Annotated in this window: 21 protein-coding genes, 1 tRNA gene, 1 pseudogene and 1 riboswitch; of the genes and pseudogenes, 9 read left to right on the top strand and 14 right to left on the bottom strand. The window is 68.4% G+C overall.

What is annotated here, in order from left to right; translation table 11 throughout:
• Positions 1-6 precede the first annotated feature (6 nt).
• Positions 7-954: an aspartyl protease family protein gene (locus AC1RKE_RS06215; RefSeq protein ID WP_348684016.1), complete on the bottom strand. Its 948-nt coding sequence runs from the start codon at positions 952-954 to the stop codon at positions 7-9.
• Between the two features lie 211 nt (positions 955-1,165).
• On the opposite strand from AC1RKE_RS06215, the gene thrC reads away from it, so the two are divergent.
• A complete protein-coding gene (gene thrC / locus AC1RKE_RS06210; protein WP_348684014.1) occupies positions 1,166-2,545 on the top strand; it encodes a threonine synthase in 1,380 nt (459 codons plus the stop codon).
• Here the strand turns inward: thrC and AC1RKE_RS06205 are convergent.
• Entirely contained in the window at positions 2,535-3,329 is a 795-nt protein-coding gene (locus AC1RKE_RS06205) for a hypothetical protein (protein WP_183215073.1), read from the bottom strand. The genes thrC and AC1RKE_RS06205 overlap by 11 nt on opposite strands.
• A gap of 290 nt (positions 3,330-3,619) precedes the next feature.
• On the opposite strand from AC1RKE_RS06205, the pseudogene AC1RKE_RS06200 reads away from it, so the two are divergent.
• Positions 3,620-3,927: pseudogene (locus AC1RKE_RS06200) on the top strand (transposase); the annotation flags it as partial.
• Between the two features lie 90 nt (positions 3,928-4,017).
• Here AC1RKE_RS06200 and AC1RKE_RS06195 read toward each other — a convergent pair.
• The 3 genes from AC1RKE_RS06195 to AC1RKE_RS06185 all read right to left on the bottom strand — a co-directional run bounded on the left by AC1RKE_RS06195 (position 4,018) and on the right by AC1RKE_RS06185 (position 5,626).
• On the bottom strand, positions 4,018-4,656 hold the full coding sequence (locus tag AC1RKE_RS06195; RefSeq protein WP_228185338.1) for a hypothetical protein: 639 nt from the start codon (positions 4,654-4,656) through the stop codon (positions 4,018-4,020).
• A 68-nt stretch (positions 4,657-4,724) separates the two neighbouring features.
• Positions 4,725-5,036: a CsbD family protein gene (locus tag AC1RKE_RS06190; RefSeq protein WP_287397724.1), complete on the bottom strand. Its 312-nt coding sequence runs from the start codon at positions 5,034-5,036 to the stop codon at positions 4,725-4,727.
• A gap of 86 nt (positions 5,037-5,122) precedes the next feature.
• The gene (locus AC1RKE_RS06185; RefSeq protein WP_054766620.1) at positions 5,123-5,626 is read right to left on the bottom strand and encodes a hypothetical protein; all 504 of its coding nucleotides are present in this window, start codon (positions 5,624-5,626) and stop codon (positions 5,123-5,125) included.
• Between the two features lie 149 nt (positions 5,627-5,775).
• Here AC1RKE_RS06185 and AC1RKE_RS06180 point away from each other — a divergent pair, with 149 nt between their 5' ends.
• Positions 5,776-6,540, top strand: a complete 765-nt coding sequence (locus AC1RKE_RS06180; RefSeq protein WP_201463105.1) for an SDR family oxidoreductase — start codon at positions 5,776-5,778, stop codon at positions 6,538-6,540.
• Positions 6,541-6,649: 109 nt separating this feature from the next.
• On the opposite strand, the gene AC1RKE_RS06175 is transcribed toward AC1RKE_RS06180, so the two are convergent.
• The 4 genes from AC1RKE_RS06175 to AC1RKE_RS06160 all read right to left on the bottom strand — a co-directional run bounded on the left by AC1RKE_RS06175 (position 6,650) and on the right by AC1RKE_RS06160 (position 10,155).
• Positions 6,650-6,925, bottom strand: a complete 276-nt coding sequence (locus AC1RKE_RS06175) for a hypothetical protein (protein WP_054766622.1) — start codon at positions 6,923-6,925, stop codon at positions 6,650-6,652.
• Positions 6,926-7,212: 287 nt separating this feature from the next.
• Entirely contained in the window at positions 7,213-8,169 is a 957-nt protein-coding gene (thrB, locus tag AC1RKE_RS06170) for a homoserine kinase (RefSeq protein ID WP_395942149.1), read from the bottom strand.
• A gap of 3 nt (positions 8,170-8,172) precedes the next feature.
• Positions 8,173-9,909, bottom strand: coding sequence for an amino acid kinase family protein (locus tag AC1RKE_RS06165; RefSeq protein WP_395942148.1), 1,737 nt, complete (start codon positions 9,907-9,909; stop codon positions 8,173-8,175).
• A 102-nt stretch (positions 9,910-10,011) separates the two neighbouring features.
• The gene (locus AC1RKE_RS06160) at positions 10,012-10,155 is read right to left on the bottom strand and encodes a hypothetical protein (RefSeq protein WP_348684554.1); all 144 of its coding nucleotides are present in this window, start codon (positions 10,153-10,155) and stop codon (positions 10,012-10,014) included.
• A gap of 187 nt (positions 10,156-10,342) precedes the next feature.
• A riboswitch (SAM riboswitch) is annotated at positions 10,343-10,456 on the top strand.
• Positions 10,457-10,534: 78 nt separating this feature from the next.
• Here AC1RKE_RS06160 and metX point away from each other — a divergent pair.
• From metX to AC1RKE_RS06140, 4 genes are all read left to right on the top strand, one after another.
• A complete protein-coding gene (gene metX, locus AC1RKE_RS06155) occupies positions 10,535-11,575 on the top strand; it encodes a homoserine O-succinyltransferase MetX (protein ID WP_348684555.1) in 1,041 nt (346 codons plus the stop codon).
• Positions 11,572-12,756, top strand: coding sequence for a cystathionine gamma-synthase (gene metB, locus AC1RKE_RS06150; RefSeq protein ID WP_152950947.1), 1,185 nt, complete (start codon positions 11,572-11,574; stop codon positions 12,754-12,756). Before metX ends, metB begins: the two co-directional genes overlap by 4 nt.
• A gap of 52 nt (positions 12,757-12,808) precedes the next feature.
• A tRNA-Glu gene (locus tag AC1RKE_RS06145) sits at positions 12,809-12,883 on the top strand.
• Between the two features lie 213 nt (positions 12,884-13,096).
• Positions 13,097-13,363 carry a hypothetical protein gene (locus AC1RKE_RS06140; protein WP_152950948.1) on the top strand — a complete coding sequence of 89 codons (267 nt, stop codon included), beginning with the start codon at positions 13,097-13,099 and terminating at the stop codon, positions 13,361-13,363.
• Between the two features lie 25 nt (positions 13,364-13,388).
• On the opposite strand, the gene AC1RKE_RS06135 is transcribed toward AC1RKE_RS06140, so the two are convergent.
• The 4 genes from AC1RKE_RS06135 to AC1RKE_RS06120 all read right to left on the bottom strand — a co-directional run bounded on the left by AC1RKE_RS06135 (position 13,389) and on the right by AC1RKE_RS06120 (position 18,829).
• A complete protein-coding gene (locus tag AC1RKE_RS06135) occupies positions 13,389-14,333 on the bottom strand; it encodes a hypothetical protein (RefSeq protein ID WP_348684556.1) in 945 nt (314 codons plus the stop codon).
• A gap of 4 nt (positions 14,334-14,337) precedes the next feature.
• A complete protein-coding gene (gene carA, locus AC1RKE_RS06130; protein WP_395942147.1) occupies positions 14,338-15,498 on the bottom strand; it encodes a glutamine-hydrolyzing carbamoyl-phosphate synthase small subunit in 1,161 nt (386 codons plus the stop codon).
• A gap of 97 nt (positions 15,499-15,595) precedes the next feature.
• A complete protein-coding gene (locus tag AC1RKE_RS06125) occupies positions 15,596-17,815 on the bottom strand; it encodes a glycoside hydrolase family 3 N-terminal domain-containing protein (RefSeq protein ID WP_395942146.1) in 2,220 nt (739 codons plus the stop codon).
• Between the two features lie 234 nt (positions 17,816-18,049).
• Positions 18,050-18,829, bottom strand: a complete 780-nt coding sequence (locus tag AC1RKE_RS06120; protein ID WP_054767046.1) for a ZIP family metal transporter — start codon at positions 18,827-18,829, stop codon at positions 18,050-18,052.
• Between the two features lie 67 nt (positions 18,830-18,896).
• Between AC1RKE_RS06120 and proB the strand changes: the two genes are divergently transcribed.
• Positions 18,897-20,054, top strand: a complete 1,158-nt coding sequence (gene proB / locus AC1RKE_RS06115) for a glutamate 5-kinase (RefSeq protein ID WP_348684682.1) — start codon at positions 18,897-18,899, stop codon at positions 20,052-20,054.
• Positions 20,051-21,322, top strand: coding sequence for a glutamate-5-semialdehyde dehydrogenase (locus AC1RKE_RS06110; RefSeq protein WP_348684681.1), 1,272 nt, complete (start codon positions 20,051-20,053; stop codon positions 21,320-21,322). The genes proB and AC1RKE_RS06110 overlap by 4 nt, the downstream gene beginning before the upstream one ends.
• 96 nt (positions 21,323-21,418) lie before the next feature.
• Here AC1RKE_RS06110 and AC1RKE_RS06105 read toward each other — a convergent pair whose 3' ends face one another.
• Positions 21,419-23,851 carry a membrane-bound PQQ-dependent dehydrogenase, glucose/quinate/shikimate family gene (locus AC1RKE_RS06105; RefSeq protein WP_395942145.1) on the bottom strand — a complete coding sequence of 811 codons (2,433 nt, stop codon included), beginning with the start codon at positions 23,849-23,851 and terminating at the stop codon, positions 21,419-21,421.
• Between the last annotated feature and the right edge of the window lie 113 nt (positions 23,852-23,964).

The raw sequence follows: 23,964 nt of genomic DNA, 5'->3' as shown, positions 1-23,964 counted from the left end.
TCGGCGTCACCGCCCGACGGTGATCTCCATCGGCCGCGAGACGAACAGGCCCGGCCCGCCCAGGTCCAGCACCAGCCGGCGATCCTCAAAGGCCGCCATGCCGACCAGGGCGTCGGGGAAGCCCGGCACGGCCACGTTGTCGTAAACCGCCACCTCGGCCCGGCGATACAGGGCGTCGCCGATGGTCAGGGTGCGCACGACCACCGTCTCGGCCCCCACCACCCCGCCCAGGACGATGCTCTGGCCGGCCGTGCGGGGGCGCCCGTCCAGAAGGCCCGCCGCCTGGGCCGTTTCGCGCGTCACCGCCAGCACCGCCGAGGCGCCGGTGTCCACCACCGCCCGGACCGTCGCCCCCTCGACCGTGATGGTCGTCTCCAGCGCCCGTCCGGCGCGCCGCACGGCGATCGGCGCCAGGCCCCGGCCCGGCGTCCAGCCGTCCCTGGCCAGGAACCGCATCCGCCGCTCGCCCGTGTCCAGCTCCAGCACCACCTGGCTCAGCACGTCCTGGCCGATGATCAGGGGCGCGCCCAGACCCTGTTCTCCCGCCAGCGGCCCCAGGTTCAGTATGGCGGTCCTCAACCCGTCCAGCCTCAGTCCGCCGATCCGCACGTCCAGGGTCGCGGCCCGCCCCATCTGGGCCCCGCCCCCGACCCCATAGGCCACCATCGGCAGGGGAAGGCCCTCGCCCAGCCCCAGCCGATCCACCAGGGCGCGATCCGCCACCGAATACTGGGCGCCGGAATCGACCAGGGCCCGGACCGGCGCCCCGTTCAGCAGAACCTCCACCGTCGGCGTCGCCGCGCGCGGCTGAGCATAGCCCAGCCAGCCCGAAGACCCGTCCGCTCCAAACCCCGCCTGGGGCTGTCGCCACAGCACATGGTCCCTCAGCCACCAAGCCCCGGCCACGCCGCCGGCGACCAGGCCCAGCCGGATCAGGAGATCGCGTCTTCTCATGTCTGATCACATGGACCGTCCGGCGCTTGGACGCCAGCGGGGACGATGGTCGCAGGGCCGTCCGCCACTGCGGTTTCGCGCGAGCGGCCCTCGGAAATCAGCACGAAATTGTCGCAAACCGGCTCGCCCGCCGCCCGTCCGACAATTTCCTCCCGCGCAGGGCCAGAAACCGGGTGACGCCGCCGCCCCGTCTGGCTAGGACCAGACCACTATGAGCACCTCCAGCGCCCGTTACGTCTCCACCCGCGGCCAGGCCCCCGAGACCGATTTCGCCGACGCCCTGCTGCGCGGCATCGCCCCCGACGGCGGCCTCTATATGCCGACCGCCTGGCCGAGGTTGTCGCCCTCCGCCTGGGACGCGAGCGCCGACTACAAGTCCATCGCCCTGCAAGCCGTCGCCCCCTTCATCGGCGACGCCCTGCCGGCGGGCGCGCTCGACCGCGCCCTGGACCGGCTGACGGCCGGCTTCGCCCATCCCGCCGTCACCCCCCTGGTGGAGCTTGAGCCCGGCCTGTTCGTGCTGGAGCTGTTCCACGGCCCCACCGCCGCCTTCAAGGATCTGGCGATGCAGCTGGTCGCCGCCCTGACGGACGAGGCCCTGGCCGCCTCGGGCGAGCGTCTGACCATACTGACCGCCACCTCGGGCGACACGGGCGCCGCCGCCGTTCGCGCCTTCGCCGGGGCCAAGTCGGTCGATCTGGTCGTGCTGCACCCGCTGGACCGCGTCTCGCCGGTTCAGCGCAAACAGATGACCACGGTCCAGGCCGACAATGTGCTGAATCTGGCCGTGCGCGGCGACTTTGACGACTGCCAGCGTCTGGTGAAGGGCCTGCTGGCCGAAGAATCCTTACGCGAACGCGGCCGCCTGTCCTCGGTCAACTCCATCAACTGGGCCCGGCTGGCGGGCCAGATTCCCTATTATGTCTCGGCCACCGCCCAACTGGGCGGCCCGGCCACCTTCGTCGTCCCCACCGGCAATTTCGGCGACGCCTTCGCCGGCATCGCCGCCGCCCATATGGGCCTGCCGTCCAACGGCTTCGTCGCGGCGGTGAACCAGAACGACGCCCTGGCCCGCGCCGTCAACGACGGCCTCTATTCGCGCCGTCCCGCGATCGAGAGCGGCAGCGTCTCCATGGACGTCCAGGCCCCGTCCAACTTCGAACGCCTGGTCTATGAGGCGACCGGCCGCGACGGCGACCGCACCCGCGCCGTGTTCGAAACCTTCGCCCGCGACGGCGCCGTCGCCTTCGATCCGGATCTGCTGACCGCCCTGCGCGCGGCCGTCTCGGCCGTCTCTATCGACGAGACCGAGACCCGGGCCGAGATCGCCCACGCCCATGAGACCTGGGGCCGCGTCGTCTGCCCCCACACCGCCGTGGCCCTGGCCGCCGCCCGCCGGATCGACCGTTCGACCGGCCCCGTCGTCGCCCTGTCCACCGCCCATCCGTCCAAGTTCGGCGCCTTCGTCTCCGACGTCCTGGGCTTCGAACCCGAACCGGCTCCCGTCATCGCCGCCCTGGGCGATCAGGCCGAGCGGATGACGGTCGTGGACGCCGACCTGGCCGCCGTCCTGGCCGAAATCAAAGCCTAAGGACGGCGTCCGAAAGACGAGCCGCATCTTCATAGGCGTCCAACGCAGAACTCAATTGTGTAGCCGATGGAGAGGTACTTTCCACACCTGCAAATTCTCGGCGTTCAAACGCGTCCTGGCGCGATGCCGGCCTTTCGCCAAACCAAGCGTCCGCTTTATCCATCCAATCGCTCGGGAAAACAGGGCCCTTCCAGGCTTCGATATCTTTCGCGACGTTGTTGAACCATTCCAGGCTCACCGATTGATCCGTCTCACGCGCAAATTGCATGCGCTGGAACAGTTCATCTGCTGCGGCAGCATCCGTGGGAGACGGTGAATTTCCCTGATCGTCCACCATCAGCATTGCCGGACCGCTGATGAATAGATTGTAGCCGGTGACGGCACGGAACAACGCTTTGTCGTCGTCGGTGATTTTAGACAGATCCGCTGCGGTCGCTTTGTCCGCCTCAGTCCAGGTCGATTCCGGTCCCAGCATCAAGAACTTGGTCATTGAGTCCTGCGGTGTCTCGATGAACACGCCCTGCTTGGTAACAGGACTGCCAAGGTCGCTAACTTTGACGGTTCCATCTTCATTCAACTGAAAAAGCTCCGCCAGTGTGGACGGATTTGTCAGTGCGGACTGACCGATAAACTGACCGTTGGAAAAGAGCGAAAGAGCCTTGACGGGCTCACTCGAAGCCTTTGGCGACGCCGCAACCTCGGACGTAGAAGCGGGCGGCGGAGTTTGGCTCACCGCATAAAACCGTTGCGTGTACACGCCTTGCGTCACCGATCCGACAGACATGGGTCTCCCCAGACAACCTGCGTATGTGCTCGCAAAATGGGCGCCGCAGCAATCGATGACTATCCCCCATAAAAACAATCATTTGTTTAGCATCGCGGATCGACGGACTAATCTATCGCTCAGAATTTCTCCTTTGGGCTGCAAAAGATTCCCGGCGAATAGGCAGATCAGCCACTCAAGCCGCCTTCTAAAAATCATGTTAGGGTTGTACATTGGCTTCGTCGCCATTCCGCGATCATCCGTTGGAGGAATAGCTGACATTTGTATGAACCTGCCGACGAGCGAGCCATAAGGCGGGGACGGCCTGGCGTGATCTGCACAGCCATTTCGGCGAGTGGAACTCGATCTACCGGCAGTTCCGGCGCTGGACGGCGGCGGGGGTCTGGGACGTGATGCTGGAGGCGCTGAACGAAGCCGGCGCAGGGCATGGCAGCGTCCAGATGATCGATTCCACCCTTATCCGGGCCCATCAGCACGCCGCCGGCGCGCTAAAAAGCGAGATCAGGACCGGGGTCTTGGCCGCTCGCGCGGCGGGTTCTCGACCAAGATCCATCTCCGCAGCAACGCTCTTGGCCTCCCTGTCGCGATCACGCCTGGCCACACGATACGACAAGGCCGCCGACAGCTTCCTCGGATTCGTCCTGGTCGCCGCAATCCGATTGTGGATCAGGCACTTTGTCCACCCTGCCTAGGACGGCGACGAGATCGCCTGGGTCAGGCGACCCAGGCCGTAGTTCAGGCCGCACTTCACATCATATTGGCGCGCCACGGACAGGATCGGCCGCCAGTCCCAGGTTTTGAACTCGCCGTCGTCGGCCCGCTTCATCAGGGCCTTGGACGCCTCTTCGCGTCCCTGCCACACGGCGGCGTAGATCAGGCCGAACTCGCGCCCGCCCAGGACCGTATCCTCCAGCGTCCGGCGCGACGACTGGGCCAGGGTCGACCCGGCCGAGAACCAGTTGGCGCTGGCGTTGGGCGAGGCCACGCCCCCGATGGCGGCCAGGGCCAGGCCGGCGATGTCCAGACTGCTGCGGGTCGCATTCCGGTCGATCGAGACGGCGGTCAGATAGCGGTCGCACCGCAGATCGGATTCGGCGACCAGGGCGTAGACCAGCTGCTTGCCCCGGGTCTCGGCGTTCCATTTCGCCCATTGGGCGTCCATCCGGTCCTCGGCGGCCTTGGTCGCCTCGTCAGTGACGACATCGACCCCCAGCACCTGTCCCGTGCCGCCGACGCCCAGTCCGCCCTGGGGCTTCATCTTCAGCGTGGTGCAGCCGGCGGCGGCAAGGCAGGCGGCGATCGCCATGCCCCTCATGGTCATACGCATAGGCGGCCTCCCCTTTGCAGGGGAGACTGCGACAACAATCAGACGTTGTCAAACCGTCGGTATGCGAACTAGCGGCGACGGCCCGTCAGCATGCCCATCAGCAGCAGGCCCACGCCCGCGACCGATAGGGTGGTCACCAGCGGCCGCTTGCGCGCCTCGGCGGCGACGGTGCGGGCCTTGTCGCGATAGTCGGCCGGCGCCTTTTCGACCAACCGATCGACCGCGTCCATCGCCTTGCCGAAGGTCTCCAGCGACCGGCCCTTGGCGTCCTCGAACGCGCCTTCGACCTGCAGCTTCTGGTCGCCGACCAGCTTGCCGAAACCCTTCTTGGTCTTGCCGGTCGCCTGATACGCGGCGCCCTCGATCCGTTCGTCAGTCATGGTGAAATCTCATCCTCGGGGAGCGCGGCCCTGATGGCCGCGTGACGATGAAAATCCCGGAACCCGCTTCCGTTCCAGCGACAAATTCACCGTTTCTCCTCTTGCTTCCCCACGGCGGAAGGGCCTCGTGCGGCGTCGGGGGTGGGGAAGGCTGGCGAGGTCGCACCGCTCGCGCCCAATGCCGCCAATCCTAAGAACCCGATCAGAAAGCCGAAGGCGAACTCCGCATAGGCCAGATTGACGGTCCAACGCCAAACTTCGCCGTTGAAACCGGGCCATTCCGGCACGCTTTCAGCGTAATAGCTGAACAATCCGACCACCCAGACAGCCGGCAAGCCTACGAGTGCCCCGCCGACTAGAATCGACCGATATCCAAGTTCTTGTCGGAATACATAGGCAGTCCCGCCGCATGCGCCGAAGATCACCCAAGCCACTATGACGTGAGGAGGGGCGAAGACTACAGTCTTCCAAAGCAGCTCGAAACGCGCGCCGCCGCCGTTGAGGCCGACAAGCACAAAGGTCACGTAGGCGATCGCGGAAATCGCCGCTCCTCCAATCCCGACAAGCCTCACAAGCTGCGCTTTCCGCATGCCTCAGCATATAATGAACAGTCGAGCTGGCCAATTTTCCAATCCCACAGCCGCTTCCCGCCAGCCGGAACCGCGCGCGCCCTCTAGACCCGCCGCGTTCGGCCGTGTCGCCCCGCGACCGGCCTCCAAACGCAAAGAGGAGAGCCCTCGTGTACGCTCTGAAAGACAAGGTCGCCGTCGTCACCGGCGCCAGCTCCGGCATCGGCCAGGCGGCCGCCCGACTGTTCGCCCGCCTGGGCGCCAAGGTGGTGGTTTCCGCCCGCCGAGAAGCCGAACTCGCCGCCCTGGTCGCGGCCATACAGGCCGAAGGGGGCGAGGCCTGCGCAGTCCCAGGCGACGTGTGCGACGAGGCCACGGCCGCGGCCCTGACCACGGCGGCGGAGGAGCGATTCGGCGGCCTGGACATCGCGTTCAACAACGCCGGCGCCATCCCCGAAACCGCCCCGACGCCGGACCTGTCGGTCGCCGGCTGGAAACAGACCCTGGACATCAACCTGACCGGCGCCTTCCTGTGCGCCAAACATCAGATCCCCGCCATGCAGAGGCGCGGCGGCGGCTCGATCGTCTTCACCTCCACCTTTGTCGGCCATACCGTCGGCTTTCCGGGCATGGCGGCCTACGCCTCGGCCAAGGCGGGTCTGATCGGCCTGACCCAGGTCATCGCCGCCGAGTTCGGCGCCCAGAACATCCGCGCCAACGCCCTGCTGTGCGGCGGGGTGGACACGCCGATGGGCCGGGCCGTCGCCGACACCCCCGAAACCCTGGCCTTCGTCTCGGGCCTGCACGCCCTCAAACGCATCGCCCAGCCCGAGGAAATCGCCCAGGCCGCCGCCTTCCTGGCCTCCGACGCCGCCGGCTTCATGACCGGCACGGCGACACGGGTGGACGGCGGCGTCTCCATCTGCCGGACCTGATCTCGGGGCGATGTCTCCTCCCCCTCTGGGGGAGGTGGCGCGGCGCCTCTTCGGCGCCGTGACGGAGGGGTTCTGGACCTAGGGTCCAGTGCGACCGGGCCGGATGCGATCAGCCGCCCCCGGGGCCATCAATGATCACCCAGGTCGCCCCATCCATTGCAACCATGACGTCCTGCCGCACCCACTGACCAGCGGCGTCCCGCTGGCGATAGCGGCATCCGAACTCGGTCGGCTCCTCAGGAATGTCGTGGCAACGCAGCCGGTCGATCTCGGACGACGAAATCGCAAGCACGCCCGCCAGATCCGCGCGGCTTGGACCGATTGGTGAGGCGCACCCGCCGATTAGCAGCAGGATGGCCGACAGGATCTTGAGCAGCTTCGTCATAAGGTCAAGTTGCCAGGCTTTGGGCGGCTAACAACCTCGCACGCACTTGGGCCCCGCCAAAGCCCTCGCCATCCCAATCCCGCAAACAAAACCGCGCCTTTTCAAATCCCTGGCGCCCGAAAACATCCCTCAACCTAACACTCCTCAAACCGTGCCATACTCCCTGCCCGGTCTTTGAAAACTGACGCCACGCCTCCAACCGCCAAAGTCGCTCCCGTCGATTTCGGACAGATCGGACAGATCGGACACATCGGACACTGTTTTTCCCTGTCCGACGTATCGTCCCCTCAGACGGTCTCCACCGCCCGCCAGTGATCCATCCGCCGCAGGAAGACCGCCGGGTCCTTGGGCGTGACCAGTTTAGACGGGTCGTGGAAGATGCGGTCGTGCAGGCGGGTGACGGTGAACCTCAGGGCCGCCGCCTCGCCCAGTCGGGGCAGGGCCGCGCGTTCGGCCTCGCTCAGCGGCCGCACCGCCTCATAGCCGCGCTGGAAGGCCGCCAGGGCGTCGGGCATGGGCCGCCCCTCGGCGTCGAAGCCCCAGGCCGACAGGGCGATGGCCAGGTCATAGACCAGCGGCCCGGTGCAGCCGAAATAGAAGTCGATCACGGCCGAAACGGTCCCGTTCTCGAACAGGATGTTGTCGGGGAAATAGTCGGCATGGATCGCCCCGGTCGGCAGATCGTCCGCGAACGGATTATCCAGCCGCGCCAGCGCCGCCTCGACCTGATCCAGCAGCACCCGGTCCTCGCCCGAGGCGCCCGCCGCGCACCGGTCCGCCAGCCGCCGCCACATGGCCGGCCCGACCGGATTCTCGCGCCGCCCGGCGAAGCCGGACGCCGTCTGGTGCAGCCGCGCCAGCACCGCCCCCGCCGCGGCCTGATCGGCTTCCGACGGGCGCCGCAGCCAGGCGCCGGTCTTCCATTCGATCACCGCCGCCGCCCGGCCGTTCAGCCGCCCCAGCCATCCGCCCGAACGGTCCTCGATCGGGGTCGGGCAGGGAAAGCCCCGCCCCGCCAGATGGGCCGTCAGCCCCAGGCAGAAGGGCAGAGACGCCTCGTCCGTCCGCGCCTCGAACAGGGTCAGGACGAACCGCATGCGGCTCGCGCCGTCCTGGGTCTCCAGCCGGTAGTTGGTGTTCTCCACCCCCTCGGCGATGGCGGTCAGCTCGACCACCTCGCCCAGGTCGTAGCCGGCCAGGAACCGCCTGGCCTCGTCCAGCGAAACGGGGGTGAAGACGGCCATGGCCTAGTTCAGGCCCGCGTCGGCGCGGCGGGCGCGCACGATCTCGGCCAGGTCGGCCATGATGCTCTCGGTCGTGGCCCAGCGGCCGGCGCCCCGGCCCCGGCAGCGCCACACCCGCCCGTCGGCGCCGTAAACCTTCAGCGCATTGCCCTCCCCGCGCAGGCTGGAGAACAAGGGGTCGCCGTGCTCGGCCGTCAGCTTGACCGACGGCGTGATGACCCCGTCCTTCAGATGGGCGGCGCCGATCTGGCGCACCCCGCCCTCGGCGGACGTCGCCTCCGTCAGGCAGTCGCGCGGCACCTCGCCATCGGGCGAGCGGCCGAAGGCCTCGTGGCACAGCAGCCGCACCTTGGCGGCGGCGTCCAGCCCCTCCAGGTCCGCCGACGGATCCTCCTCGGCAAAGCCCGCCGCTCGGGCGTCGGCCAGGGCCTCGGCGAAGGCCGCCCCGTCGCCCAGCCGCTCCAGCATGAAGTTGACCGTGCCGTTCAGCACCGCCTCGAACCCGACCACCTCGCCGGCGGCGCGGGCCGCCCGCACCGTCTCGATCATCGGCGAGCCCCCGCCGACCGAGGCCGACCAGAAGATCCGTCGCCCCTTGGCCTTGGCCAGATCCTGAAGCCCGCCGGGATCGCGGCTGACCGCCTGTTTGTTGGCGCTGGCCACGTCGCAGCCGGCCTCCAGGGCGGCGCGGATCACCGCATGGCCCGCCTCGCCTTCCGACAGGGCCTCCAGCACGATGTCCGGCTTCTTGGCCCAGAGGACCGCCGGGTCGGCGGTGAACAGGGACTGCGGGCAGGCCACGTCGCGGACCTTCTTCGGGTTGCGCACCAGCACCCCCACCACGTCATAGCGCGGATCGTTCAGCAACCGCGCCAGGACCCCGCCGCCCACCACGCCGCAGCCGGCGACCGCCACCTTCAGCGGCGGCAGGGCGGGCGCCGGGCCGGGAGGCGCCGACTTGTCGCCGATCACCGTGCCGTCGGCCCGGTCCAGGGCCGCGACCTCGATCTCCACGCCCCGGCTTTCGCCCAGGTCGATGGCGTCGTGCTGAACCAGGGCGCCGCCCAGCTTGCGCGCCACGTCCCAGGAGGCTCGGCGATAGCGCAGGGCCGGGGCCGTCCGGTCGTTCGGATCATGGTCGTAAAGGCCGTCGACGTCCTTCACCAGCCGCACCCTCTTCAGCCCCAGTTCCGCGGCCAGGAAGACCGCCGTCAGGTCCGATCCGCCCCGGCCCAACAGGGCGATCCGCCCGTCCGGCCGCACCGCGCCGAAGCCGGGCACCACCACCACCTCGTGCCGGTCCAGCGCCTGTTTCAGATGGTCGGGCCTCAGGCCGCAGGGGCGCGAATGCTCCGGCTCCCCCTCGGCGACGATGCCCAGTTCCCGCACCGACAGGGCGCAGGCGTCCAGGCCGATCCGGTCGCAGGCGATGGCGACCAGGGCCGCCGACTTCTCCTCGCCCAGGGCCACATAGCCGGGCAGCAGTTCGTTGGAATGGGCGAGGCCCAGGGCCCGCGCCTCGCCCAGCATCTGGTCGGTCGCCCCGCCGAAGGCCGAGACCACCGCCACCACCTTCCGTCCCGCCCGCACATGGCCGTAGACGGCCGAGGCCACCAGCGGCGCCTCCGCCGGGCTGCGCAGGATTGACGACCCGAACTTCAGCACCACCACCTCGGCGGCGGGCTGTTTACTCGGTTCGAGGGTCTCGGATTTCTCTACGACGGCGAGGGAGGCTGACATTGGGTTTCTCGGGCGATGTTCGGAAGGGGTGGGGTGAAATGAAAAACCCCGCCTGGCGGACCGGGCGGGGTTCGGGTTCTGCGGTTGCCGGTGTTCGGCGCGCTAAACTCGTCCCGCCCGTGAGGGCATGGTGGTGGTGGCGCCGGTGGTGCCGCCAATAATCGAGCCGCCAATGGCCATGCCGAAGGCCGTCGCGGCGAGGCCGGCGACGGTCGAAACTTCGGCGATGAGCAGGTGCTGGCGCACAGATCTGATCCGGTTGAAATCTGAGCCTAGGGTGATCGGACCACACCCTCGCTGTCAAGCCGCATTGGATGATTTTTTCGCGACGACGATTTTTAGGGCCGTTTCAGACCGGCTGAGGCCGCGCCAACTATAAACTTGGGTTGAATTTTTCGCTTGACCGGCTCCGCTTGTTTGATCAACGTAAGATCACTCATCAAGACCGGCTGAGGGATTAGGCCCTTTGACGCCGGGGCAACCATCGGGTTCCGCCCGAAACGGTGCCAACTCCTGCGGGGTCCTTCGGGGTCGCGAGAGATGAGTGGAGCATCGACTAGGCGACGCTCCACGATCTGTCACCGCATCGAGCCTTGCTGAGCGAGAACGATGCGGACGACGATAGATGACCCTGGCTGAAACATCCCTGCTCGAAGAACCCGACTGTCGGCCCCAGCCGACGGCCAAGCCTGTGCGCGAACGCGGCGGCGCCCGCGACGTGATCGTTCCCCTTCCCGCCGACTTCCGCCTCGCCTCCGGCGAAAAACTGAAACAGCCCAACGTCATCGGCCGACTGCACGGCCGCGCCGGGGCGCCCGTCGTCGTGGTGGCCGGCGGCATCTCGGCCGGCCGGTTCGTCCACCGCACCGAAACCAACGGCCTGGGCTGGTGGTCCGGCGCCGTCTCCGTGCGCGGCCCCATCGACCTGTCGCGGCTTCAGGTCCTGGCCGTCGACTTCGCGCCCGGCCAGGAGTTCCAGGATGCGCCCGTCACCATCACCACCCACGATCAGGCCCGCCTGCTGGCCCTGGTTCTGAACCATCTGCGGATCGAACGGGTCGCCGCCTTCGTCGGCTGTTCCTACGGGGGCATGGTCGCCCTGGCCTTCGCTGAACTCTATCCCGACTGGGCCGAACAGTTGATCGTCGTCTCGGCCGCCCACCGCGCCCATCCCCAGGCCACGGCCTGGCGCGGCATCCAGCGCCGCATCCTCCAGTTCGCCGTCGACGCCGGCCGCCCGGAAGAAGGCGTCGCCCTGGCCCGCGAACTGGCCATGACCACCTATCGCACGGCGGAAGAGTTCAACGACCGGTTCGACACCACCGCCCCGGCCGCCGTCGGCGGCGCCTATCCCGTCTGCGACTATCTGACGGCGCGGGGCCAGGCCTATCGCACCCACACCACCCCGGCCCGCTGGCTGTCGATGTCGGATTCGCTGGATCGCCACAGTGTGACGCCCGAGGCCATAACCACCCCCGTCACCCTGATCGGCTTCACCTCCGACCGGCTGGTGCCGATCGACGACATGCGCGAACTGGCCGCGCGCCTGCCGACCCTGTGGCGCTTCGTCGAGGCGCCCTCCCTCTACGGCCACGACGCCTTTTTGAAGGAGGACGCCTTCGTCGGCGAAGTCCTCCGCGCCGCCTTCAAGGATATCCAAGCATGACGACCCGCCCCGCCAGCCCGCACACCATCGCCGCCCGCACGGGCGTGGATACGGACACGGCCCACGGCGCGGTCATGCCGCCGCTCTATCTGTCGTCCAACTATTCCTTCGCCGGTTTCGACCAGAAGCGGAAGTACGACTACAGCCGATCGGGCAATCCGACCCGCGACGTCCTGGCGGAGACCCTGGCCGAGCTGGAGGGCGGCGCCGGCTGCGTCATCACCGCCACCGGCATGGCGGCCGTCGATCTGCCCCTGGCCCTGCTGGAGCCCGGCGACCTGCTGATCGCCCCGCACGACTGTTACGGCGGCACCTGCCGCCTGCTGAACGCCCGCGCCCGCAAAGGCCATTTCGAGCTGCTGCTGGTCGATCAGGGCGATCCGGAAGCCCTGGAGGCCGCCCTTGCGCTGAAGCCCAAGCTGGTCTTGGTCGAGACCCCGTCCAACCCGCTGCTGCGCCTGGTCGACGTCGCCGACATCTGCACCCGCGCCCATGCGGCGGGCGCCAAGGTCGTCTGCGACAACACCTTCCTGTCGCCGGCCCTTCAAAACCCGATCAAGCTGGGCGCCGACTTCGTGGTCCATTCCACGACCAAGTTCATCAACGGCCATTCCGACGTGGTCGGCGGCGCGGTCGTGTCGGCCGACGCCGAGGATCACCAGACCCTGGCCTGGTGGGCCAACTGCACCGGCGTGACCGGCTCGCCCTTCGACGCCTATCTGACCCTGCGCGGCGTGCGCACCCTGTTCGCCCGGATCGAGCGGCAGCAGGCCACGGCCGGCGCGATCGCCCAAAGGCTGGCCGGCCACCCGGCGGTCAAGGCCGTCCACTATCCGGGCCTGAAGTCCCACCCGAACCACGCCCTGGTCACGGCCCAGCAAGCGGGGCCGGGCGCCATGCTCAGCTTCGAACTGGCGGGCGGGGCCGAGGCGGTGCGGACCCTGGTCGAAAGCCTGGACGTCTTCACCCTGGCCGAATCCCTGGGCGGGGTTGAAAGCCTGATCGCCCATCCCGCCACCATGACCCACGCCGCCATGACGCCGGAACAGCGCGCCACCGCCGGCATCGGCGACGGCTTGGTGCGGCTGTCGGTCGGGCTGGAACATGTCGAGGATCTGATCGCCGACCTGTTCCCGGCGCTGGACGCCCTCTCGCCGGCCGAAGCGGCCGAGGCGGCGTGATTTTTCGCTTGCAGAAGGGACCAATCCGGGGCAAATGCGCCGCCCCGGCCGCGGTCCCTTCGTCTATCGGTTAGGACGTCAGGTTTTCAACCTGAAAAGAGGGGTTCGACTCCCCTAGGGACTGCCACCGGCGCCGTTCATCGGCGGCATGACGAGGCGTATTGAGAAAGCGCTCCGCCTCCAGATTAAGATTGCAGTAAGTATTTTGTTCGGATCGAGACACCAAGTCATTCGAATCACGGACTTTTTTCGGACGCACTCAGGAACTATCCACAGGCGTTGTGGTTAATTCCCCGTTAGCGCGGCGCAGAAGCGCCTGTCCTTCTGAACCGAGATTCTGATGTATATCGCCATCGCCCGTCCGGCGGTGGAGCCCCAAGGCCCCGACGCCGTCGCCGTCCCCGGCTCTCCCGCCATCGTCGAACTGTCGCCCCGCGCCCTGCATGCGCGCCTTCTTGAAAACGCCGCCCTCAGGCGGATGCGCGGCCTGGAGCGCCGCCGCGAGCATCGGCTGGAAGACGCCGACTACTGGCTGCACGCTGCGCCGATGGCCGTGCGAAAGGCCAGCGCCCTTCGCGAGGACAAGAGTTTCGCCCCCCTGCCCTGATCCGTTGGCGGGTCGCCTGGCCTGATCAGCGGAGCTCCGGCGTCCGACGTCTCAGCGAGGCCGCCAGCTTGTCCAGCTTTTGACGGGCGGACTTGGGGCGGACGCGTTTGCGGTGCTCGAAACCGCCACCCCACCGCTGATGCATCGCCGCGTCCAAATGGGGATGGCGGTCATGCTGGTGCACGACGGCGCTGGCCGTGCCGTCCGGGTTGACGACCCGGCCGCCTTGCACCGACAGAAGGTCGCCCGGCGTCAGGCCCAGGGTCGCCACACGGCCATAGTTGGGCTGGACCGTCGCCGCCGCCAGACCCTGATGGATCGCCATGTTGAAGGCCGCCTGATCCGCGCCGAAGGCCCCGCCGATCTCGGAACGCGGAATGGCGGCCAGCGCCAGGATCAGCCGCGACAGGCGCGACACCTCGACCCGCGGCCCCAAGAGGGTGCCCACGCACAGGCAGGAACGATCCGCCAGGGCCGTCGCGGTCGCCTCGCCGAACAGGGCGCGCAGATATTTCATGTTGAAGGCATGAGCGCCCAGGGGGGCGTCAGCCTCGACGAAGACTTCCAGCCCGTGCGGATGGGGCGCGAACGGCGGGGCCTGGAAGACGACGTCACGCACGTCGCAGGCCAGGGCCGCGCCCGACCGATCGCCCAGCAGGCCGGCGAAGGCGACGAACCTCTGCATCACCGGATGGGGCGCCCAGCCGCGCCAGGTCGGCGCGTCCACGGCGGTCACGTCATTCTGGGCCAGGAACTCGCGCAACTCGGCGTCCGTATCCACCACCAGGGCGACAGAACCGTCGAACACCGCCCGCAAGGACCGCACGAAGGGCGCGACATCGGCCGCATCATAGCCGGTGGCGTAGCCGACCACCACATCGCCGTCAGGCAAGGGGGTCATCCCGCGCTCCGCCTCCAGCGCCTGGGCCAGCCAGTCCAGATAGTCCGACCGGGCCGCTCCCTGTTTCATCGGCTCAGCGCGCGGCCATCAGATCGGCGAACCGGTCGAACAGATACAGGCTGTCCGTGGGTCCGGGCGAGGCCTCGGGGTGGTGCTGGACGCTGAAGATCGGCTTGTCCTTGACGGCGATGCCGCAGTTGGTGCCGTCGAACAGGCTGACGTGGGTTTCGGTCACGGCGTCGGGCAGGCTGTCGCGATCGACCGTGAAGCCGTGGTTCATCGAGACGATCTCGACCTTGCCGGTGGTCAGATCCTTGACCGGATGGTTGGCGCCGTGGTGGCCCTGATCCATCTTCACCGTCTTGGCGCCCAGGGCCAGGGCCAGCATCTGGTGGCCCAGGCAGATGCCCATCAGGGGCTTGCCGCTGGCGACCAGCTTCTGGATCTCCGGCACGGCGTATTCACCGGTCGCGGCCGGATCGCCCGGGCCGTTCGACAGGACCACGCCGTCGGGATTGCGCGCCAGAACCTCTTCCGCCGTGGTCGTGGCCGGGACCACGGTGATCTTGGCGCCGGTCGAGGCCAGGGCGCGCAGGATGTTGCGCTTCACCCCATAGTCGATGACCACCACCTCCTTGCGGCCTTCGGTCTTGGGATGACCCTCAGGCCATTGCCACAGACCCTCGTTCCATTCGAAGGCCTGCAGCGTCGAGGCGGGCTTGGCCAGGTCCAGACCCACCAGCCCGGTCCAGGCCTTGGCCTGGTCGACCAAGGCTTCCAGGTCGAAGTTTCCGTCCGGATCATGGGCGATCACGGCGTGGGGCGCGCCCTTGTCTCGGATGATCTTGGTCAGGGCGCGGGTGTCCACCCCGGCCAGACCCACGACGCCGCGCCGCTTCATCCAGTCGTCGAAACTGGCGTCCGAGCGATAGTTGGCCGGATCGGTCGGAATGTCGCGGAAGATGGCGCCCCGCGCCGAGGTGTCCGAGCCGCCGCCCATCTGTTCGATGTCTTCGACGTTCGTGCCGACATTGCCGACATGCGGGAAGGTGAAGGCCAGGATCTGGCTCATGTAGGACGGGTCGGTCAGGATCTCCTGATAACCGGTCATGGCGGTGTTGAAGACCACCTCGCCCAGAGCCGATCCGACCGCGCCGACGCCGACGCCCTGAAGGATCGTGCCGTCTGCAAGCGCGAGAACGCCTGTGGCGCCCGGAAGAATCTTGGTCGTCATGGGCGCGCTCCTAAACACGAATCCAGCCCGAAAGGAGGCCGAAGACAAACGGCGGGCTCGTTAAGCCCTGCCGTCCGCTCCGTCAACGTCCGCAGGATCAGGCCGGGCCGATCAGACGGAACTGAGCCGCCGAACCGCCCTGGGCGTGCGGGGCCAGCCACAGGTCGAACAGGCCGGGTTCGATCCGGTAGGCGCCGTCCTCGCCGATGAAGCCCAGCTGACGCGGGTTCAGGGTGAAACGCACCGTCTGGCTCTGACCGGGACGCAGGCTGACCCGTTTGAAATCCTTCAGCAGACGGCCCGGCTGGGTCAGGCTGGCGACCCGGTCGTGGATATAGAGCTGCACCAGTTCCTCGGCCGCGTGGGCGCCCCGGTTGGTCACGGTGACGGCGACGTCCAGCGTCCCGTTCCACGGCAGTTGATCGCTCGCCATCTCAACCGGCCCATAGACCACCTCGCCATAGGTCAGGCCGAAACCGAACGGATAGAGGGCCGTGTTGGTCGTCTCGCGATAGCGGGCCTTGTATTCCTCGACCGGCAGGTCCGGGTTGGCCGGACGTCCCGTGTTCTTGTGGTCGTAGGAATAGGGCTGCTGGCCCGACTTGTGCGGGAAGCTGATCGGCAGGCGGGCCGAAGGCCCATGGGCCCCGAAGATCACGTCCGCCACGGCGTGGCCCATCTGCTCGCCCAGGAACCAGGTCACGACCACCGCCTGGGCGTTCTTGACATTGCCTTCCAGCGCCAGGGCCCGGCCGTTGCGCAGCAGGACGACCATGGGCTTGTTCAGCGCCGCCATGGCGTCGACCAGGGCCATCTGCGGGGCCGGCACGACGATCTCGGTGCGGGACTGGGCCTCGCCCGACATCTTCTGGCTTTCGCCGATGGCCAGGACGATGACGTCGGCGCCTTCGGCCGCACGGACAGCCTCTTCAATGCCGCCGTCCAGCGGGGTCTCGACGCCCGAGCCACGCGCCACGGTGAGGGCTTGCGGATCGGTCATGGCGGCGCGGAAGCCGGCCTCCAGCGAGACGCGGCGCTCAGGCGCGCCCCAGATGGTCCACGGTCCCCAGACATTGTCGACGTCGTCCGCGAACGGCCCGACCAGGGCGATCTTCTGGCTCTTGTTCAGCGGCAGCAGGTTGTTGTCGTTCTTCAGCAGGACCACCGACTTCCGGCCCGCCTCGCGCGACAGCTCGATATGGTCGCGCGAGCCGACGACGGCCTTTTCGCGCGCCACGTCCGTGCCGCGATAGGGATCGTCGAACAGGCCCAGAGCCGCCTTGGTGGTCAGAACGCGGCGCACCGCTTCGTCCAGACGTCCCATTGACACTTCGCCCGAGGCGACCAGGCTGGGCAGATGCTCCAGATAGAGGCCCGAGACCATCGACACGTCGACCCCGGCGTTGAAGGCCAGGCGGGCGGCGTCGCGGCCGTCCTCGGCGAAGCCGTGGGCGATCAGCTCCTGTTCGGAGGTGTAATCCGAGACGACGAAGCCCTCAAAGCCCCATTCGCCGCGCAGAATGTCGGTCAGCAGTTTGCGGCTGCCCGAGGCCGGCACCCCGTTCAGGTCGTTGAAGGCGCTCATGATCGACAGGCAACCCGCGTCCACCGCCGCCTTGAACGGCGGCAGGAAGACCCCGCGCAGGGTCTGTTCGCTCATGTCGGTGGTGTTGTACTCGACCCCGCCGACAGCGGCCGAATAGGCGGCCATGTGTTTGGCGGTGGCCAGGACGGCGTCGCGGTCGTCCAGCCCCTTTTCGCCCTGGAAGCCGCGCACCCGGGCGGCGGCCAGCAGATTGTTCAGCAGCACGTCCTCGCCCGCGCCCTCGACGTTGCGGCCCCAGCGCTGGTCGCGGGCCACGTCCACCATGGGGGCGTAGGTCTGGTGCACGGCCGAGGCGGCCGTCTCGACCGCGGCGGCGCGGGCGGTGCGATAGGCCAGTTGAGTGTCGAAAGCCGCCGCCTCGGCCAGGGGTACGGGGAAGATGGTGGACAGGCCGTGGATCACGTCCGCCGCGAACAGCAGCGGGATCTTCAGCCGGCTCTCTTCCATCGCGACCTGCTGGATGCGGCGGCCGGCCTCGGCGCCGATGCCGTTGAACAGGCTGCCGACCTTGCCCTCGCGGATCATGGCGGTGACGCGGGCGGGATCGCCCGTGCCGTCCAGCGGGTTCACCGCCGTCGGCATCCAGCGGAACGGATCGGCGAGCAGATTGAGCTGGCCCGCCTTCTCCTCGACCGTCATGGCCGAAATCAGATCCTCGATCCGCTGGCGGTGACGCTGAACGGCGCGGGCGGTTTCGGCGGAAGCAGGCATGGAATACACTCCGGCGCCCAACAGGGCGAGAAGCCCGAGGCCAGACAAGAAGTTTCGACGGGAAGCCGAAGGCTTTTCAGGTCGCGTCTTAATGGGGCGCTCCTTCGGGGCAGATGGATCGGCGAACTGGTGGCCTAACCTCTGGCGACCGCCCCCGTCCAGACCCGCGCCGCATGTAAATGATGTAACAGGCGCCCGAAGTCCTTCAACTCGAGAGCAGCCTAAAGGCCAAGCTCAGCCCAGGGCGATGTCCAGGAACATCATCCCCACCAGACCGACCATCAGCCCGATCATGGAGCCGTCGCCGGTCGATCGCTCACGCGTCTCGGGAATGATCTCTGCAGTGACGACATAGATCATGGCTCCGGCCGCCAGACCCAGGCCCCAGGGCAGGGCGCCGGGCAAGGCGCCGACCACGCTCGCGCCGATCAGCCCGCCGACCGGCTCGACCAGACCCGAGGCCAGGGCGCCCGCAAAGGCGGCGATCCGGCCATACCCCAGCGAGGCCATGGCCGCCGACACGGCCAGGCCTTCGGGCATGTTCTGAATGCCGATACCGAGCGTCGTCGCCAGCCCCTGGTGCAGGTCGCCGCCGCCGAAGCTGACGCCCACGGCCGCGCCCTCAGGGAAGTTGTGCAGGGTGATGGCGATGATGAACAGCCAGATGCGGCGCGCCAGATGTTTCGACTGGGCCGGTCCGATCGCCAGCATGTCCACCGGCGCGAACCGGTTCATCAGGCCGATGACCGTGGCCCCGATCAGCACCGCCGCCGCCATGGTTCCCGCCGCCCAGCCGCGCGACGCCCCGCCCGTTTGCAGCACCTCCACCCCCGGCATGATCAGCGAGAAGAAGGAGGCCGCCAGCATCACCCCGGCGGCGAAGCCTAGGAGCACGCTCTGGGTCTGCTGACCGGGCCTTTTGACCACCAACATCGGCGCCGCGCCGACCGCCGTCATCAGACCGGCCGCCAGACTGCCCAGGGCGCCTGCGGCGATAGGGGACAGGGATTCCATCATCGCCCTGCTGTGACGGCACAGACGACAAGAGACAAGCGGCGATCGGCCGTTTAGAGAAACCTTCATGTCCCAGGCCGCCTCCCCCGCGCCGCGTCCGGACGCCGCCTCCGCCCTGGGGGCCGCCCGCCGGGTCGTGGTCAAGATCGGATCGTCTCTGTTGATCGACGCCGAGACGCGGCGGCCGACGCGCGACTGGCTGGCCGCCATGGCCCAGGATCTGGCGCGGCTGAGGACCGAGGGGCGCGAGGTGATCGTCGTCTCGTCCGGTTCGATCGCACTGGGGCGCGGCCGCCTGCCGAACCTGGGCGCGCGGCTGGAGGACAAGCAGGCGGCGGCCTCGGTGGGCCAGTCCCTGCTGATGGCCGCCTGGTCCGAAGCCCTGGCCCCTCACGGCCTGGTGGCCGGGCAGGTCCTCTTGACCCGAGACGACACCGAACGGCGTCGGCGCTGGCTGAACGGCCGCGCCACGGTCGAGGCCCTGCTGGCCCACGGAGTGGTGCCCATCGTCAATGAGAACGACACCGTCGCCACCGAAGAGATCCGCTATGGCGACAACGATCGGCTGGCGGCGCGCACGGCCCAGCTGGCGCGGGCTGATCTGCTGATTTTGCTGTCCGACGTCGACGGCCTCTACACCGCCGATCCACGGCGAGACCCGAACGCCGTCCACCTGCCTCTGATCGAGAGCCTCGGCCCCGACGTCCTGGCCATGGGCGGCGGCGCCAACGCCCAGGCCGGGGTCGGCACGGGCGGCATGGCGACCAAGCTGGCGGCGGCGCAGATCGCCCGCTCGGCCGGCTGCGCCACCGTCATCGCCTCGGGCCAGACCCTGTCGCCTCTGAGCGCGGTTCGCACCGGGGCGCGCGCCACCCTGATCACGGCGCCCGACACCCCGATGGCCGCCTATAAGCAGTGGATCGCCGGCAGCCTGTCGCCCGCCGGAACCCTGACGCTGGACCCCGGCGCCGTCGCCGCGCTGAAGGCCGGCAAGAGCCTGTTGCCCGCCGGGGTCACGGTCGTCTCGGGCGACTTCGAAAAGGGCGACTGCGTGCGCCTGATCGACGCCGAAAACCGGCCTGTCGGGGTGGGCTTAGCCGCCTACGCCGCCGAAGAGGCCGCCCGCATCCGGGGCCGCCGCAGCGATGAGATCGAGTCCGTTCTGGGCTATCGCGGCGCCTCGGTCCTGATCCACCGCGACGACCTGGTGCTGGACGACCGATGACCGAGACTCTGACGCTGAACGAACAGATGCTGGAGCGGGGCCGATGCGCCCGCGCCGCTGCGGCGGGTCTGCGCGACGCCCCGGCCGGCGCCCGCACCCGCGCGCTGGACAGCCTGGCCCGACGATTGACCGCCGCCGAGGCGGACATTCTGGCCGCCAACGCCCGAGACGTGGCCGCAGCCCGTGCGAACGGCATGGCCGAGGCCCAAATCGACCGATTGCTGCTGACCCCCGCCCGCGTCGCCGGCATGGCCCAGGCGGTCAAGACCATCGCCGCCGTGCCCGATCCCCTGGGCGTCGAGACCGAGCGCTGGACCCCCGCCAACGGCCTGGACATCGCGCGGGTCAGCACCCCGATCGGCGTGCTGGGCGTGATCTATGAGAGCCGCCCCAACGTCACCGCCGACGCCGCCGCCCTGTGCATCCGCTCGGGCAACGCCGCCATCCTGCGCTGTGGATCGGATTGCCTCCAGTCCTCCCTCGCCATCGCCGGCCTGATCGCGGAATCCCTGGCGGAGGCCGGCCTGCCGGCGGATGCGGTGCAACTGGTCGATACGCCCGACCGCGAAGCCGTCGGCCTGATGCTGGGCGGGCTGGACGGGGCGATCGACGTCATCATTCCGCGCGGCGGCAAGAGCCTGGTCGCCCGCGTCCAGGCGGAGGCCAAGACCGCCGTCCTCAGCCATCTGGAGGGGCTGAACCACACCTATCTGCATGAGGCGGCCGATCTGGAGGTCGCGCGCGCGGTGGTGCTGAACGCCAAGATGCGACGGGTTTCGGTCTGCGGCGCGACCGAGACCCTGCTGGTGGACCGCGCGGCTGCCGAACGCCTGCTGCCCCCGGTCGCCACCGACCTGATCGCCGCCGGATGCGAACTGCGTGGGGACGATGCGGCGCGGGCCCTGGTCCCCGCCATGGTCCCGGCGACGGAGGCGGACTGGACCACCGAATATCTGGCGCCCGTCCTGGCGGTTCGGGTGGTGGAGGATCTGGACGCGGCCGTGGCCCACATCGCCCGCTACGGTTCGGGCCATACGGAGGCGATCATCACCACCGACGCCACGTCCGCCGAACGGTTCGCCGCCCAGGTGGACAGCGCCATCGTCCTGATCAACGCCTCGACCCAGTTCGCCGACGGGGGAGAGTTCGGCTTCGGCGGCGAGATCGGCATTTCGACCGCCCGCCTGCACGCCCGCGGCCCCGTCGGCGCCGAACAGCTGACCACCTACAAATACGTCGTGCGGGGTCAGGGCCAGACGCGGCCGTGACGCAAAAAGGCCGGAGACGTTTTCCGCCTCCGGCCCTTTCGGATCATTTCATCACGGCCTCAAGCAGCGCGAAGCGCGATCGGCCCAAAAGCAACCCTATGCTATGCCCTCGGGCAGGGCATAGGCGATCACATAGTCGCCCTTCGGCGTCTCCATGAAGTGGTGGCCGCCCGCCATGATGACGAGATACTGGCGGCCGTTCTGCTCATAGATCATCGGATTGGCCTGGCCGCCGGCCGGCAGGACGTCGGACCAGACGGTCTCGCCGGTTTCGATGTCGATGGCGCGGATCAGGTCGTCGGTCGCCGCGGCGATGAAGATCAGGCCGCCGGCCGTCACCACCGAACCGCCGTTGTTCGGCGTGCCGATCTCCAGCGGCAGGTGCGAGGGGATGCCCCACGGCCCGTTCTTGCGCGCCGTGCCGAACGGCCGGTCCCACAGGGTCTTGCCCGAGCGCATGTCGATGGCGGTGATGCCGCCGTACGGAGGCTCCTTGCACAGCAGGCCCGTCCACTTCACGCGCCAGCCGGCGTTGACGTCGATGGCGTAGGGGACGCCGATCTGCGGATCGCCGGCGCCTTCCCCCTTGGACAGGCTGCCGCCGCGCACGCTCGCCTGCTGCTGCTGGGCGATGTAGCGAGGGTCGTCACGCGGGAACCAGCCCCGCTCATTGGCCTCTTCGCGCGGCACCAGCCGGTTGTAGTTGGGCATGTCGTTGTAGTTGGCGATGATCACGCCGCGCACAGGATCGACCGCCACGCCGCCCCAGTCGGAGCCGCCGTTATAGCCGGGATAGTTGATGTAGTGGTTGGTCGATGGCGGGGTGTAATAGCCCTGATAGTCGGCCTTCCTGAAGTTGATGCGGCAGAACATCTGGTCGATGGGCGACATGCCCCACATGTCCCGCTCCTCCAGATTGGGCTTGCGCAGGGTGGCGAACAGCGAAAAGGGCTGGGTGGGCGACCGCTGGCCCTGTTCGGTTCCGCCCGTGGTCGGGACCGGACGTTCCTCGACCCCATGCAGCAACTGGCCGGTGGCGCGGTTGAACACATACATGTCGCCCTGTTTGGTGGGCAGCAGCAGGGCCGGAACCACGCCGCTCCCCGTCGGGAAGTCGATTAAGGTCGCCTGAGAGCCCAGGTCGAAGTCCCAGACGTCCTTATGCACCGTCTGGAAATGCCAGCGGGGCTTGCCGGTCGTCACGTCCAGCGCGACCAGGGCGGTGGAGTATTCATTCTCGGCCGGTCGCCGCGAGCTGGACCAGTAGTCGGCGGACGAATTACCCATGGGCAGATAGACTAGGCCCAGCGCCTCGTCCCCCGTGGCCGTGGTCCACATATTGGGCGTGCCCGGCGTATAGGTCTCTCCTTCCGGCGGCAGGCCGTTGCGGTCGGGGCGCATCATGTCCCAGGCGAAACGCAGTTCACCCGTCTCCACATCGAAGCCCTGGATCACGCCCGAGGCGTTCCAGCGCTTCTGGCCGTCCAGCACCTGATGCCCCGTGACGATCACCCCGCGCACGATCACAGGGGCGGAAGTTATCGAGACCATGCCCGGATAGGGCTCGCCCATGCCGCGCTTGATATCGACGGCGCCGTTCTGGCCGAAGGCCGGACAGGGGCGTCCGGTGCGCGCATCGACAGCGATGATGCGGCCGTCCAGAGTGCCCTCGACGATCTTGGTCGCGCACGGCTCGGCCGCGTCGGCGCCGGCCCGCGCGTGATAGGTCACGCCCCGGCAGGCGGCCGTATAGGGGATGTTCTCGTCGGCGACCTGAGGATCATAGGCCCACTTCTGTCGCCCCGTGGCGGCGTCCAGGGCGAACAGTTTGTTGCGGGCAGAGCAGAGATAGACGGTGTCGCCGATCTTCAGAGGCGTGGTCTCCGCGCCCCATCGTTCTTCCGGCAGATCGCCGGTGCGGAAGGTCCAGGCCCGTTCCAGTCGACCGACATTGTCCTTGTTGATCTGCGTCAGAGGCGAATAGCGCTGGGCGCTGTCCGTGCCGCCCCAGGCGGGCCAGTCGGCGCCGGTCTTCAGCAGGGCCGGGTCGTTGTAGGCGCCGCGCGCGCCCGGCGCCGGGCTGGCGATCTGAGCGCGGTTGGCCTGGGCCACGGCGAAGCCGAACACCACCGTAAGGACCGCCAGTCCCAGGGCGCCGCCGCCCGCCAGCCGTTTGCCGCCCCGCCCCATCAGCACGGGCAGGCTAGCCAGAACCAGGAACATCAGAACCAGCGGGCCGATCAGACGCGGGACCAGGGCCCATCCGTCCAGCCCCTTTTCCCAAAGCGCCCAGACCAGGGTGAACAGGAAGGCGCCGCCGTAGATCCAGGCGCCCCGCACGTCGCGCAAGACCAGCAGCACGCCCGAGGCGATCAGCAGCAGGCCGACGATCAGATAATACCAGGAGCCGCCCAGGGCCGCGAGCTGCGCCCCGCCGAAGGCGAGGATCGCTCCGATCAGGGCGATCAGGAGGCCGAGGAGCAGCGTCAGCCATCCTCCCAGCCCAGTCGGCGTGGTCCATCTCGGCATGGAGCCCCCGTTTTCGATTGCGGTTGAGACGAGCTCAACGAACGGACGCCGCCCAGGTTCCGAATTTGGCGCCTACAGACCCTAAAGCCGTTCCAAGTGGAGCGGCGGGCGCA

This window comes from Brevundimonas sp. GW822-FHT03E11 (assembly GCF_058801445.1).
Note: the sequence above shows the minus strand (reverse complement) of the source record. Positions and strands in the feature narration are given on the sequence as shown.